Source organism: Mycobacterium sp. E3198, assembly GCF_001667015.1.
GTDB lineage: Bacteria > Actinomycetota > Actinomycetes > Mycobacteriales > Mycobacteriaceae > Mycobacterium.
The window spans coordinates 1-13,699 of the sequence record NZ_LZIS01000202.1 but is presented as its reverse complement, the minus strand read 5'-3'; the positions used below and the strand labels follow the sequence as shown (position 1 = coordinate 13,699).

The 13,699-nt window shown below is 69.2% G+C and carries 16 protein-coding genes; 12 read left to right on the top strand and 4 right to left on the bottom strand.

Going from position 1 to position 13,699, the window contains the following annotated elements:
- From A5673_RS21775 to A5673_RS21760, 4 genes are read left to right on the top strand one after another with little or no spacing between them, the layout of a single operon-like run.
- The gene (locus tag A5673_RS21775) at positions 1 to 1,020 is read left to right on the top strand and encodes a 3-oxoacyl-ACP synthase III family protein (protein ID WP_068237336.1); all 1,020 of its coding nucleotides are present in this window, start codon (positions 1 to 3) and stop codon (positions 1,018 to 1,020) included.
- Positions 1,020 to 2,072 carry a histidinol-phosphate transaminase gene (locus A5673_RS21770; protein ID WP_068237334.1) on the top strand — a complete coding sequence of 351 codons (1,053 nt, stop codon included), beginning with the start codon at positions 1,020 to 1,022 and terminating at the stop codon, positions 2,070 to 2,072. Before A5673_RS21775 ends, A5673_RS21770 begins: the two co-directional genes overlap by 1 nt.
- A gap of 8 nt (positions 2,073 to 2,080) precedes the next feature.
- Complete coding sequence (locus A5673_RS21765) at positions 2,081 to 2,590, top strand: MarR family winged helix-turn-helix transcriptional regulator (RefSeq protein WP_068237329.1); 510 nt, start codon at positions 2,081 to 2,083, stop codon at positions 2,588 to 2,590.
- Positions 2,591 to 2,610: 20 nt separating this feature from the next.
- Positions 2,611 to 3,156, top strand: coding sequence for a TIGR03086 family metal-binding protein (locus A5673_RS21760; protein ID WP_068237326.1), 546 nt, complete (start codon positions 2,611 to 2,613; stop codon positions 3,154 to 3,156).
- 16 nt (positions 3,157 to 3,172) lie between these two features.
- On the opposite strand, the gene mmsB is transcribed toward A5673_RS21760, so the two are convergent.
- From mmsB to A5673_RS21745, 3 genes are read right to left on the bottom strand one after another with little or no spacing between them, the layout of a single operon-like run.
- The gene (gene mmsB / locus A5673_RS21755) at positions 3,173 to 4,048 is read right to left on the bottom strand and encodes a 3-hydroxyisobutyrate dehydrogenase (protein WP_068237324.1); all 876 of its coding nucleotides are present in this window, start codon (positions 4,046 to 4,048) and stop codon (positions 3,173 to 3,175) included.
- Positions 4,049 to 4,058: 10 nt separating this feature from the next.
- Entirely contained in the window at positions 4,059 to 5,219 is a 1,161-nt protein-coding gene (locus A5673_RS21750) for an isobutyryl-CoA dehydrogenase (RefSeq protein WP_068237322.1), read from the bottom strand.
- Positions 5,220 to 5,224: 5 nt separating this feature from the next.
- Positions 5,225 to 6,745: a CoA-acylating methylmalonate-semialdehyde dehydrogenase gene (locus A5673_RS21745; protein WP_068237318.1), complete on the bottom strand. Its 1,521-nt coding sequence runs from the start codon at positions 6,743 to 6,745 to the stop codon at positions 5,225 to 5,227.
- Between the two features lie 118 nt (positions 6,746 to 6,863).
- On the opposite strand from A5673_RS21745, the gene A5673_RS21740 reads away from it, so the two are divergent.
- From A5673_RS21740 to A5673_RS21705, 8 genes are all read left to right on the top strand, one after another.
- Complete coding sequence (locus tag A5673_RS21740) at positions 6,864 to 7,694, top strand: DUF4226 domain-containing protein (protein ID WP_082958884.1); 831 nt, start codon at positions 6,864 to 6,866, stop codon at positions 7,692 to 7,694.
- 97 nt (positions 7,695 to 7,791) lie between these two features.
- The gene (locus A5673_RS29250; protein ID WP_156748474.1) at positions 7,792 to 8,307 is read left to right on the top strand and encodes a hypothetical protein; all 516 of its coding nucleotides are present in this window, start codon (positions 7,792 to 7,794) and stop codon (positions 8,305 to 8,307) included.
- 5 nt (positions 8,308 to 8,312) lie between these two features.
- Positions 8,313 to 9,728, top strand: coding sequence for an NAD(P)-binding protein (locus A5673_RS21730; protein WP_068237317.1), 1,416 nt, complete (start codon positions 8,313 to 8,315; stop codon positions 9,726 to 9,728).
- A gap of 22 nt (positions 9,729 to 9,750) precedes the next feature.
- Complete coding sequence (locus tag A5673_RS21725; protein WP_068237314.1) at positions 9,751 to 10,287, top strand: RNA polymerase sigma factor; 537 nt, start codon at positions 9,751 to 9,753, stop codon at positions 10,285 to 10,287.
- Complete coding sequence (locus tag A5673_RS21720) at positions 10,284 to 10,982, top strand: Rieske (2Fe-2S) protein (RefSeq protein ID WP_068237312.1); 699 nt, start codon at positions 10,284 to 10,286, stop codon at positions 10,980 to 10,982. Before A5673_RS21725 ends, A5673_RS21720 begins: the two co-directional genes overlap by 4 nt.
- Before the next feature lie 21 nt (positions 10,983 to 11,003).
- Complete coding sequence (locus tag A5673_RS21715) at positions 11,004 to 11,435, top strand: cupredoxin family copper-binding protein (RefSeq protein WP_068237308.1); 432 nt, start codon at positions 11,004 to 11,006, stop codon at positions 11,433 to 11,435.
- Positions 11,432 to 12,358, top strand: coding sequence for a metallophosphoesterase (locus tag A5673_RS21710; RefSeq protein ID WP_068237305.1), 927 nt, complete (start codon positions 11,432 to 11,434; stop codon positions 12,356 to 12,358). Before A5673_RS21715 ends, A5673_RS21710 begins: the two co-directional genes overlap by 4 nt.
- Positions 12,355 to 12,747: a hypothetical protein gene (locus tag A5673_RS21705; protein WP_068237303.1), complete on the top strand. Its 393-nt coding sequence runs from the start codon at positions 12,355 to 12,357 to the stop codon at positions 12,745 to 12,747. Before A5673_RS21710 ends, A5673_RS21705 begins: the two co-directional genes overlap by 4 nt.
- Positions 12,748 to 12,928: 181 nt before the next feature.
- On the opposite strand, the gene A5673_RS21700 is transcribed toward A5673_RS21705, so the two are convergent.
- Positions 12,929 to 13,699, bottom strand: a 771-nt coding sequence (locus A5673_RS21700) for a PecA family PE domain-processing aspartic protease (protein WP_197518449.1), incomplete at its 5' end; no start/stop codon positions are given.

The window sequence follows — 13,699 nt, the reverse complement described above, 5'->3', positions numbered from 1 at the left end:
ATGAGCACGCCGAGCGTCAGCCTGGTCGACGTCTCCACCTACCTGCCCGGTGAGCCGATCGGCGCCGAGTACTACGCGCAATTCGCCGAAAACGACGACCTGCGTGAGCATCTCATGTTCCGCGCGCCGGCGTTTCGCCATCACGTCGGGCCGGACGAAAGTTCGATCGACATGATCGAACGCGCGGCCCGCGGGCTCGTCGAACGGCACGGCCACGACGCCGTCGAGGGCGCCGACGTGCTGATCACCCACACCCAGGTGCCGGACATGGCGTTCTACGGGCAAGGGGGCGGCATCGCGCACCGGTTGGGCATGCGACCCTCCTGGGTGCTCGACCTGAACAACGGCGGGTGCGCGGCATTCGTGTTGGCGCTCAACGTGGCCCGCAAGCTGTTGTCGTCGGGGGAAGGGCACACCGCGCTGATCGCCATCGCGCAAAACGCCGCGGGGCAGTTCTTCGATCAGCCGACGATTCGGCGCAAGGCGCAATCGGCGGTGCCCGGCGACGGGGCGGCGGTGGCGCTGGTGACGCGCTCCGACCAGTCGCCCATCCTCGACGTCGAGTGCCGCACCTACGGCGAATACGCCGGCGAGATGACGCTGTCCTACGACCCACCCCGCAAGTGGTGGCAGGCGGGGCCCGGCGAGGGCAGCATCGGCTTCACCGAGAGCAAGATCACCAAGGTGCTGGCCCGCGGCAACCGGGAGGTACCCGAGGTGGCGTTCGCAGTCTGCGACCGAATCGGCCTGCCCCCCAAGGACATCGACCTGCTCGTCACCAACCAGCCCAACCGGGCGTTTCTGCGCAATTGGCGCGACGCACTCGAAGTGCCCCCGGAACGCCATCGGGACACCTTCGAGCAGTGCGGCAATCTGTTCGGCGCCGGGATCCCGATCAACCTCGACCGTGCCATCTCCGATGGTCAGGCGAAGGCGGGCGATGTGGTCCTGATGGCGGCGTTCGCCCACGCCGGCGACTTCGCCGGCGCGGCGGCGGTGCGCTGGGGCGGGCGAGGCTGATGCAACCCGTCCGCGGCCCGTTCGCCGCCGAGATCGACGACGCGTTCCCCACCGCGATCGATCCGCTTGCCCTGTCGCTCAACGAGAATCCGTTCCCGCCGCTGCCGGCGGTGCGATCGGCGCTGATCCGCTCCATCTACGCGGTCAACCGCTACCCCGAGTTCCTGCCCGAACGGCTGCGCGGCGTGATCGCCGGCCACGTCGGGCTGCCCGCCGAGCAGGTGGTGCTGGGTGCCGGCGCGACGGGGGTGGCGCTGCAGGCCCTGCAGGCGCTGACCGCACCGGGTGACGCGGTGGCGATGGCCTCGCCGACGTTCGACGGCTACCCGATCATCGCCGCGATGGCCCGGCTGAATTCGCTGACCGTGCCGCTGGACAAGGACGGCCACAACGACCTCGACGCGCTGGCCGACGCCGCGGCCGGCGCCCGGGTGGTGGTGGTGTGCCGCCCGCACAACCCGACCGGCACGCTGGAGCCCGCCGCCGCGTTGGTGCGGTTTCTGGGCCGGGTGCCGCGTGACACCGTCGTGCTGCTCGACGAGGCGTACATCGAATTCGCCGCGCCCGAGCACCGCCTCGACGGCGCGGCGCTGCTCGGGCGCTTTCCCAACGTGGTGGTGGTGCGGACGTTCTCCAAGGCGTATGGGCTGGCGGGATTGCGGATCGGCTACGGGCTGGCGTCGCGGGAGCTGGCCGGGGCCCTGTGGTCCCAGCAGCTGCCGTTCGGGGTCGCGCTCACCAGCCTGCTCGCGGTCGCCGCCTCGTATGAGGCCGAAGACCAACTGCTGCAACGGATCCAGGCGATCAACGCGGAACGTCGCTATCTGCGGATGCGGCTGAGCGCGTTGGGCGTCTACACCACCGACGCCCACGCGAACTTCATGTACCTGCCCTCGAGGGGTGGGCCGTGGCAGGAGGTTTTCGCGGGCAGCGGCCTGCAGGTCCGTCACTACACGGACGGCGGTGCGCGGATTACGGTGGGCACTCGCGCGTCGACCCTGGCGGTGGTCTCGGCGATAGGAAAGGCCACGGCCCAGCCGCAGATGCGGTAAGAAGGGGCGTGGCCCCATCAAGCTCCAAGCGGGATCCGATCGCCGCGGCGCGGTCCAACTGGGAGCGCGCCGGGTGGGGAGACGTCTCACAGGGCATGGTCGCAGTCACCTCGGTGATGCGCGCGCACCAGATCCTGTTGGCCCGGGTGGAGAACGCGCTGCGGCCCTACGACTTGAGCTTCTCCCGTTTCGAGTTGCTGCGGCTGCTGGCGTTCAGCCGGACCGGGGCCCTGCCCATCACCAAGGCGTCCGATCGCCTGCAGGTGCACGTCACCAGCGTGACCCACGCCATCCGCCGGCTGGAGGCCGACGGGCTGGTCCAGCGGGTGCCGCACCCGACCGACGGGCGCACGACGCTGGTGCAAATCACCGATCTCGGCCGCTCCACGGTCGAGGACGCTACCGTCACGCTCAACCAGCGGGTGTTCGCCGACATCGGAATCGAGGCCGACGAATCGGAGGCGCTGGTGTCATCCATCGAAACGCTGCGGCGCAACGCGGGCGACTTCTCAGACTGAAACGAGAGAAAGGCAAGACGATGGACCCATTAGTCGCGCATCAGCGCGCCCAGGAGGCGTTCGCCGACGTCCTTGCCCGCGTCAGCCCCGACCAGCTCGGCGCGCCGACGCCCTGCTCGGAGTGGACGATCGGGGACCTGATCGACCACGTCATCGGCGGCAACGAGCGCGTCGGGATATGGTCGGGCGGCGACGAGCCTCCGGCCCGGCCCGGCGATGTCGTCGCGGCCCACCGCGCTTCGGCCGACGCCGCTCAGGAGATCTTCGCCGGGCCCGACGGCATGTCCACGATGTTCAAGCTGCCGTTCGGCGACGTCCCGGGGCAGGTCTTCGTCGGGATGCGCACCTCCGACGTGCTCACCCACGCGTGGGATCTCGCCTTTGCCACCCACCAGTCCACCGATCTCGACCCGGAGCTGGCGACCGAGCAGCTGGCCGCCGCGCGTGTGTTTGTCAGGCCGGAATTCCGCGGGCCGGGCCGGCCGTTCGGCCACGAGCAGTCGTGCTCGGACGACCGCCCGCCCGCCGATCGGCTGGCGGCGTTTATGGGCCGAAAGGTGCACTGACGCAAGCCGTCAGGCCTCAGGCGCCGCGCAGCGCCTCGATCACCGCGCTGAAGTCCTTGTCGGCGTGGTCGGCGGCGAATTTGGCGTAGATCTCCGCGGCGTGGGTGCCCAGCGGCGCCGCCGAACCGGTGGAGCTCACGGCGTCCATCGCCAGGCCGAGGTCCTTGTTCATCAGCGCGGTCGCGAAGCCCGGCTTGAAGTCGTCGTTGGCCGGCGACGTCGGAACCGGTCCGGGCACCGGACAGTTGGTGTGCACCGCCCAGCAATTCCCGGTCGCGCCGGTGATGACGTCGAACAGGGACTGCGCCGACAGGCCCAGCTTCTCGGCGAGCACGAACGCCTCGCCGACCACGATCTGCTGCACCGCGAGCACCATGTTGTTGCACACCTTGGCCGCCTGGCCCGCCCCGGCGCCGCCGCAGTGAATGACCTTGCCCGCCATGGGTTCCAGCACCGGCCGGGCGCGCTCCAGCGCCGCCTCGTCGCCGCCGACCATGAACGCGAGGGTCCCGGCGACGGCGCCCTTCACGCCGCCCGACACCGGGGCGTCGAGCTGCGCGACACCGTGCCGCTGGGCCAGCGCGTGCACCTCGCGGGCGTCATTGACCGAGATCGTCGAGCTGTCGATGAACAGCGCGCCGTCCCGGGCGGCCGGCAGCACCTCGGCGTAGCAGCGTTTGACGATGTCGCCGTTGGGCAACATCGTGATGACGACGTCGGCCTCGCTCACCGCGTCGGCGGCGCTGTCGAACACCGTGACGCCGCCGGCGGTCGCGGCGGCAGCCGCCGCGGGCACCGGGTCGAACCCGCGCACTCCGTGGCCCGCGGCGACCAGATTGGCCGACATGGGGCCGCCCATGTTGCCCAGCCCCAGGAACGCGATTGCGGTCATTGCTGCCTTTCTACGCGCTCGCCCGCACGCGGCCGGCCTCGGCCCGGCCGATGACCACCCGCATGATTTCGTTGGTACCTTCCAGGATTCGATGCACCCGCAGGTCGCGAACGATCTTTTCCAGACCGTACTCGCGCAGGTAGCCGTAGCCGCCGTGCAGCTGCAGCGCCTTGTCGGCGACCTCGAAGCAGGTGTCGGTGACGTAGCGCTTGGCCATCGCGCACAGCTCGACCTTGTCGGGGTCGTCGGTGTCCAGCGCATTCGCCGCGCGCCACAACATCATCCGCGACGTCTCGAGCCCGGTGGCCATGTCGGCCAGGGCGAACCGGATGGTGGGTTCGTCGAGCAGGGGGGAGCCGAAGGCCTGTCGTTCGCGCACGTAGGCGCCGGCCTTGTCGAAGGCGGACTGCGCGCCGCCGAGCGAACACGCCGCGATGTTGAGCCGACCGCCGTTGAGGCCGTTCATCGCGACGGGAAAGCCGGCGCCCTCGCCGTCGGTGCCGCCCAGCATGGCGTCGGCGGGCACCCGCACGCCCTCGAAGATGACCTGCGCGGTGGGCTGGGCGTGCCAACCCATCTTCTCCTCGAGCGCCCCGAAACTCAGCCCCGGCGTGCCCTTTTGGACGACGAACGCGGAGATGCCTCGCGGCCCGTCGCCGCCGGTGCGGGCCATCACCACGTAGACGTCCGATGCCCCCGCTCCGGAGATGAACTGCTTGACGCCGTCGAGCACGTAGTCGCCACCCTGCTTGACGGCGCGGGTGCTCAACGCGCCGGCGTCCGAGCCGGCGCCCGGCTCGGTGAGGCAGTAGCTGGCGATGACGTCCATCGAGGCCAGCCGCGGCACCCAGAACTTGCGCTGCTCGTCGGTGCCGAAGCTGTCGATCATCCATGCGCACATGTTGTGGATGGACAGGAACGCCGCGGTGACCGGGTCGGCGATGGCCAGCTGCTCGAAGATGCGGACCCCGTCGAGCCGGCGCAGCCCGCTGCCGCCGACGTCCTCGCGGCAGTAGATCGCCGCCATGCCCAGCTCGGCGGACTCGCGTAGCACGTCGGTCGGAAAGTGCTTGGCCGAATCCCATTCCAGCGCGTGCGGGGCGATTCGTTTGGCGGCGAACGCGGCCGCCGTCTCGGTGATGACCCGCTCGTCGTCGTTCAGGGTGAACATATTGGCTAATTCATGGTGGGGATGACGAATTCGGCGCCGTCCTTGATGCCGGACGGCCACCGCGACGTGACGGTCTTGGTCTTGGTGTAGAAGATGATCGACGAGGGGCCGTGCTGGTTGAGGTCGCCGAACCCGGAGCGCTTCCAGCCGCCGAACGTGTGGTAGGCCACCGGCACCGGGATCGGCACGTTGACCCCGACCATGCCCACCTGCACGCGGGACACGAAGTCGCGGGCGGCGTCGCCGTCGCGGGTGAAGATCGCCACGCCGTTGCCGTACTCGTGCTCGGAAGGAAGCCGTAGCGCCTCTTCGTAGTCGTGGGCGCGCACGATGCACAGCACCGGACCGAAGATCTCGTCGGTGTAGATCGACATGTCGGGGGTGACGTGGTCGAACAACGTTGGGCCGATGAAGAATCCGCCCTCCAGGTTGGCGTCACCGAAGGTCAGGTCGTCGCTGGTGCGCTCGCGGCCGTCGATGACCAGTTCGGCGCCCGCCTCGACGCCCTGGCCGATGTAGTTGCGCACCCGGGCGAGCGCGGCCTCGGTGACCAGCGGGCCGTAGTCGGCCTTGGGGTCCAGGCTGTGGCCCACGCGCAGGTTGTTGATCCGGTCGATCAGCCTGGCGCGCAACCGATTTGCGGTCTGCTCGCCGACGGGCACGGCGACGCTGATCGCCATGCAGCGCTCGCCGGCGCTGCCGTACCCGGCGCCGATCAGCGCGTCGACGGCCTGGTCGAGGTCCGCGTCGGGCAGCACGATCATGTGGTTCTTGGCGCCGCCGAAGCACTGCGAGCGCTTGCCGGTCGCGGCGGCCGTCGAGTAGATGTAGTGGGCGATGTCGGAGCTGCCGACGAATCCCACGGCCTGGATGTCGGGGTGGTGCAGGATGGCGTCGACGGCCTCCTTGTCGCCGTGCACGACCTGGAAGACGCCCGGCGGCAGGCCCGCCTCCACGAACAGCTCGGCCAGCCGCAGCGGGACGGAGGGGTCGCGCTCGCTGGGCTTGAGCACGAAGGCGTTTCCGCACGCCAGCGCCGGCCCGGCCTTCCACAGCGGGATCATCGCCGGGAAGTTGAACGGCGTGATGCCGGCGACCACGCCGAGGGGCTGGCGCAGCGAGTAGACGTCGATGCCGGGGCCGGCGCCCTCGCTGTACTCGCCCTTGAGCAGGTGCGGGATCCCGATGGCGAACTCGATCACCTCGATGCCGCGTTGGATGTCGCCCCGGGCGTCGGGCACCGTCTTGCCGTGCTCGAGGGACAGCAGCTCGGCGAGCTCGTCGGTGTTGGCGTTGACCAGCTCGATGAAGCGCATCATCACCCGCGCGCGGCGCTGCGGATTCCATGCGGCCCAACCCTTTTGGGCCTCGACGGCCGAGGCCACCGCCGCGTCGACGTCGGCCTGGCCGGCCATCGGCACCTTCGCCTGCACCTCGCCGGTGCTGGGGTTGAAGACGTCGGCGGTGCGGGTGGACTGGCCGGCGGTGCGCTTCCCGTCGATGAAGTGCGGGATCTGTGTGGTCATGGGTGCCCTCGAGTGGTTAGGCGCGGTGAAGCGGATACTTGCATATCCTAGTAACTGCACTGGGGGTTGGCAAGGCGGGTGACTTGTCGGCGAAAGTGAGGCTGATTAGCGTTTCGGCGTGTCGGAAGAGACCGGTCTCGGTGCCGACGCGGCACGCGCCCGCGAATCGGCGCTGGCGGCGGCCGTGCGACCTCCCATGGCGGCTGACCGGACTGTCGTCCCCACGCTGCGAGCGGCCTATGAGAGCGCGATGCGGGGACGTCGGCAACTCGACGCCATCGGGGTGGACATCGAGAGCGCCGTGGCGAATCAGCGGGCGTTGGCTCTTGATTCCCCGGCCGGTGCCGCCACCTTCTCGAGGTTTCTGGCCGCCAAGACATCGGACATCCATCGGGTGGTCACCGAGACCACCGCGCATGCCCGAGCAGGAGCGGCCACACTCCATTCCCTGGGGCCGTCGTACCAGGCCGTCGGTTTCGGTCCCAAGCCGGAAGAACCGCCGCCGCCCCCGGTGCCGTTTCCTCCGTACCAGCCGAAGGTGTGGGGCGCCTGCCGCGCGCGGGGCCAGGACCCCGGCAAGGTCGTCCGCACCTTCTATCACGCGCCGATCAGCGCGGGATTCCGCTCGTTGCCCGGCGGTGACTCCGTCTTGTACTGCGGCAACGACAAATACGGGCTGCTGCACATCGAGAAGGAACACGAAGCCCAGTGGGATCAGGTTGCGAACACGCGATGGCCGACCGCCGGCAATTGGCGCTACCTCGCTGATTACGCGATCGCGCAGACGCTGGCCTATCCAGAGCGGGTGGAGTACAACCAGGACAACGACACGTTCGCCGTGTACCGGAAAATCTCGAGCTCAGACGGCACTTGCGTCTTCACCACCCGGGTCGTCATCTCGGCGAGCGACGGGAAGATCATCACGGCATTCCCGCAGACGAAGGGGTAGGCGAGTGACCGCAGAAGGCGCCGAGTTGCCGCGCAGCTATACGGGACGCCGAGACCTCATCGCCGAGAAGCTCGAGCCGTACTTTCAGATCAGCACCATGCTTCCGAAGAACACCAGACCCACCTCGGAAGCCGCCGAGAAGTTTTGGGATAACTCCCTGCTGTGCAGCTGGGCCGACCGCGAAACGGGCAATACCCGCACGGTCACGGTGTCGATCTATCGGGCCGCGGACGGCGAACGGCGAGCCGACGAGATTCGCGGCATGATGCGAGAAGAGTGCCCGCCCGGCCTGGATCCGCGGACGCCAAATCCAGACGCTTACGAAATCGCCGGCCCACGGCCGGGAGAATGCGTCTTCGTGCTGGGCTACCTGGGGCATGTGAGAGCCGTGGTGGGCGACTGCGTCGTCGAGATCATGCCGTTGGGCACGGGGATCGACCTCAGCAGTCTCGCCGACGTGGCACTGGACATCGGCCGCACCGTCGGCTGCTCGGCGTACCAGAACGATTTCACGCTGCCGGACGTGCCAGAAGCGTGGCGGAATCAGCCCCGGGGGTGGTCTACGGAGGGCGTTCCGCCGTACCTGCCGGGGCCAGTGGAACCCGAGGGCTAGGACGTATGCCCTCCATCGAGGCCGACTACCTGGTGGTCGGGGCGGGCGCCATGGGGATGGCGTTCCTCGACACGCTCGTCAGCGAGACGCAGGCCCGCGTGGTGCTGGTGGATCGCAACCATGCGCCGGGCGGGCACTGGACCACCGCCTACCCGTTCGTGCGGCTGCACCAGCCGTCGGCGTTCTACGGCGTCAACTCGCTGCCGCTCGGCAGCGACGCCCTCGACCAGGTCGGCTGGAACGAGGGGCTTTACGAGCTGGCGACCGCCGGTGAGGTCTGCGCGTACTACGACCACGTCCTGCGCCGGCGGTTCCTGCCGACCGGTCGCGTCGCCTACTTCCCGATGAGCGAATACCGCGGGGACGGCCGCTTTACCACGCTCGGCGGCACCGAGTACGCCGTCGACGTCGGGCGCCGCATCGTCGACGCCACCTACATGCGCGTCATGGTCCCCTCGATGCGCCCGCCGCCGTTCCAGGTGGCGCCCGGCGTCGCGTGCGTCCCGCCCAACGACCTGCCCCGGCTCGCCGCCCGCGAGCGCTACGTCGTGGTCGGGGCCGGCAAGACCGGCATCGACGCCTGCCTGTGGCTGCTGGGCCAGGGCATCGCCCCGGACCGGCTGACCTGGATCATGCCGCGGGACTCGTGGCTGCTGGATCGCGCGACGATCCAGCCGGGGTCGTTGTTCGCCGGCCGGATCAAGGCCGCCTTCGCCGCGCAGCTGCGGGCCGTCGGCGACGCGGACTCGGTCGACGACCTGTTCTCCCGCCTCGAGGACGCCGGTGCGCTGCTGCGGATCGACCCGGCGATCCGCCCCACCATGTACCGCTGCGCCACCGTCACGCACGCCGAGCTGGAGCAGCTGCGGCGCATCACCGACGTCGTGCGCATGGGCCACCTGCTGCGCGCCGACGCCGACGGGATGGTCCTCGAGGGCGGCGCCGTCCGCACCCATGCCTCGGTGCTGTACGTCGACTGCACGGCCGACGGTGCCGAAAAGCGGCCCGCCGCACCGATTTTCGAGCCGGGACGCATCACCCTGCAGAGCGTGCGGGGCTGCCAGCAGATCTTCAGCGCGGCGCTGATCGCCCACGTCGAGGCCGCCTATCCCGACGACGCCACGCGCAACGAGCTCTGTCCGCCGTTGCCGCATCCCGACACCGACCTCGACTGGTTGCGCGTCGCGCGGGCCGACTACGGCAATCAGCTGCGCTGGCTCGACGACGCGGACCTGACCGCCTGGCTTGCCACGGCGCGCCTGGACCTGTTCGGCCATCTGATGGGCCACCTGCTGGCGCCGGCGTCGGCGAAGCCCCGGGTGCGGGAACGGATCCTGCGCATGGCCCGCTCGGCGCTGTCGGCCACCGCCGCGAAGCTGGACCGGCTGATGGCCGACGAACTCTCGTGTAACCCGAGCTGATACTTATCGGTGAAGGAGGCACGTGGCGGCTCACAACGAACCCGGCCCGCGTCCGTTGCGCGCGGTCCCCGATGACGGCTACCCGGACTGGGAGGCCGTGTACTCCGACAACGCGTCCTGGGTGTACCGCACGCTGTTCGCCCGGGTGGGCAACCGCGCCGACGCCGAGGACCTCACCGCGGAGGTCTTCCTGGCCGCGCTGCGGCCGCTGCGCCTGACCGCGAGCGTCGGCGAGGTCCGCGCCTATCTGCGGGCCACGGCCAGGACGGTCCTGGCCGCGCACTGGCGGGAGACGATGGGCAGGGAGATAACCTCGATCGAGGACATCGAACAACCACCGGAGAGCGAGGAGGCGATCAGCACCGCGCCCCAGCGGGTGGCCCGGGTCCTCGACAACCTGCCGGGCCGGTACCGCCGGATTTTGGAAATGCGTTTCTTGCAAGGCAATTCGATCAGGGAGTCTGCTGCCGAGCTGGGCATCAGCGTCGCCAACGCCAAAGTGCTGCAGCACCGGGCGCTGCGGCTGGCGGCACAGGTCAACGAGGGAGGTCAGCGATGAACGCGCGAGGGTTGCGCCGCTATGTCGATGACCTGCTGCGGGGCCGCCGGCCCAAACCGTTTGCGGCCGACGACTTCGAGGCGGCGCAGATCCGGACCGCGATCGAGCTGCGCGCGGCGGGGCAGGGCGCTGACGTGGACGCCGAGCCGCGCCAGGAGTTCCTCGCCGAGCTGCACGGCCGGCTCGCCGAGCAGATGAACGGCGCGCCGGCGCCGGCGCCGGCCAAGCATCCCACGACGCGCCGCCAGGTCATCGTGGGCACGTCGGCGGCCGCGGCCGCCGCGGCGGCGGCGGTCTCCATCGACCGGGCGCTGATGGGCGGCCCCGCCGAAGGCCCCGCCGTCGCAGGCGAACTCACGCCCTACGACGGAAGCTGGCAGCGCGTCGCGGCCAGCACCGACGTGCCCGACGGCGTCATGCATCCGTTCGATCTGGGCTCGGTCACCGGGTTCGTCCGCCGCGTCGACGGCAAACCGGAAGCGATATCCGGCGTCTGCACGCATCAGGGTTGCCGGCTGTGGTTCGACGCGCCGGAGGACACCCTGCGCTGCCCGTGCCACACGACGTCGTTCTCGCCCAGCGGAAAGGTGCTGACCCACCAGCTGCCGATCTCGCCGAAGCCCTTGCCCGCGCTGATGGTTCGCGAGGTCAACGGCGTGATCGAGGTGTTCGCCCCGCCGCGCCGCGAGGTGTAACCCCCCGCCCTATATCTTGGCATGGATATCGCCAAGCTTCGAAAACATCTGGTCGCGGTGGCGGCCGCCGGCGCGAGGGTGCTGGCCGGCTGCTCGTCCTCGCCGCCCGCCGCGCAGCCGTCGGTGAGCTTCGGCTCGGGCGCCGGCGGGATGCCCGGCATGCCGGGCCCCCCGTCGGGGACCGGGTCGCCGGCCGCCGCCGCGGGCGATCAGGTCAGCATCGACAATTTCGCCTTCGCGCCGGCCACCCTGACCGTCAAGGCGGGCACCACCGTCATGTGGACCAACCGCGACGAGGAACCGCACACGGTGGCCGCGAGCGACGGGTCGTTCCATTCGCCCGGAATGGGAACAGGCGCCACGTATTCGCACACCTTCCCCACGGCCGGCACGTTCGACTACGTCTGCTCGATTCACCCGATGATGCACGGCACGGTGGTGGTGACGGGATGAACGACCCGAACGCGATGACCCGCCGCCAGCTCATCCGGCACTCGGCGTGGTTCGGCGCTGCGGTCGGGTTCGCCGTCGTCGGCGGCGAGGTCATCTCGCATGTCGCCGGCACGGCTGCCGCTTCGCACGCCGGCGCACGGCCCACACTGCGGTTCGCCCAGATCAGTGACAGCCACATCGGCTTCGCCGGCCCGCCCAACCCGGACGTCGCGGGCACGTTCGGCCGCGCGATCGACGCGATCAACGACCTCGGCTACACACCGGATTTCGTCATCCACAGCGGCGACCTCACACACCTGTCCAGCCCGCAGCAGTTCGACCAGGTGAAGCAGATGATGACCAAGCTGCGGACGCCCCACATCTTCACGGTGCCCGGCGAACACGACTCGGTCGACGACGCGGGGCAGAAGTATCGAAGCGTGTTCGGCGCCGGAACCCGCGGCGACGGGTGGTACAGCTTCGACGTCGCCGGGGTTCACGTGATCGCCCTGGTGAACACCTTGAACCTCAAGAAGCTTGGGCATCTGGGCACCGATCAGCTGGCCTTCGTCGAGAAGGACGTCGCGGGGTTGTCGAACGACACACCGATCGTCGTGTTCAGCCACATCCCGCTGTTCGCGATGTATCCCGACTGGGGCTGGGGCACCGACGACGCCGCCCAGGCGCTGAGCTACCTGAGCCGCTTCTCGTCGGTCACCTGCCTCAACGGGCACGTGCACCAACTGTTTTCCAAGACCGAGGGCAATGTGACGTTCTACAGCGGCACGACGACGGCCTACCCGCTGCCGCACCCCGGCGACGGCCCGGCGCCCAAGCCGGTCACGCTGCCGGCCGGCAAACTGCGCGACGTGCTGGGAATTCGCGAGGTCAACTACACCAAGGGGCAGACCGCCCTGGCACTGAAAGAGACTACACTGCAATGAAACTCATGCTCCGGCTCGCCCTGGCCGCCGCCCTGGCGGTCAGCGCCTTCAGCCACGCCTACCTGTACATCCACGGCTACCAACACATCCCGATGATCGGAAACGCCTTCCTGGTCCAGGCCAGCGCGTCGCTTTCGCTGGCGCTGCTGATCGCCGCGGGCGGCCCCTGGTGGCTGCAGTGGGCCGCCGCCGCGCTGGCCGGCGGCTCCCTGGTGGCCTTCGTGTTGTCGAGAACCGTTGGGCTGTTCGGGTTTTCCGAACGCGGTTGGGAGCCGTCCCCGCACGCGGCGCTCAGCGTGGTCGCGGAGGTGCTGTGCGTGGCGCTGTGGGCGGCCGCCTTCGTCGGGCTGCCCCGGGCGAGGCGCGTCGCCGCCGTGCCTAAGGGCTGATCGAAATAGATGGTCCCCTGACCGGTGGGCGCGTAGGAGAAGTAGATCGGCATCTGCTTGACGATGTAGTTTCCGGTATTGAAGGTACCTGGGTCGGTGAGTGGTGACCCGATGAGCGACGAGCGACGTTAGGGGCGCCGGCGCGAAATTGCTTGTTTTCCAAAGCGAATTCAGGGTCGACTCACGCGTCGAAGACCGTCGTCCCGTAACCGGTGGGGCTGTAGGAGAGGTAGATCGGATCCTGGAGGAAGGGAGCGATGCCGGTGTTGAAGTTGCCACCCAACAAACTCGACACGACGGGTGTCTGTTGCGAACCGGCCGTCGTCGTGTAGAGCAATGTCGTCCCATCGGGGGTGTAGACGGAAATGCTGGTTCCCGCCGGCAGGTATCCGCCGGCATTGGGAGGGTTGAGATTGTCCGGGACGGATCCGCCCAGGCCCCCCGAATCGATGAACGCGCCGGCGCTCTGTTGCAGGGCCCCGTTATTGATGCGGATGTCCAGGGTGGCGGAGGGGGCGCCGGTGACGGAGCCGATGGCGGGCAACGGGTTTGGTCCGAACTCCATGACGCCCTTGGGTTCATCGATCAGCACGCCCTGACCGAAACTGCCGGGCAACGCCGTGACGGGGCCGCTGCCGAGTGGCCCGGCGGGATTGACCCCGATGCCCAAGATGGCCGGCACTTGCGAGGTTGGAACGGGATTCGAAAAGAAAAAGTCGATGGTTTGGGTCGCGGAGGTGGCCACGGCCACGGTCGTCGGCTGGGTGACGATCCCGTTCCCGAAATTCACCGTCGTCGTATAGGTGTTGTAGTTCACGGTCAACGTATTGCCGGGGTAGCCGTATACGACGCTGCCGCTCCCGGTGGGCGCGCCGAGGGTGGCCGTGTTCACGTCTTGGGGCGGAAGTATCAGACCCCGCGACCCGGTATCGACGACCACGGACGCGCTCGG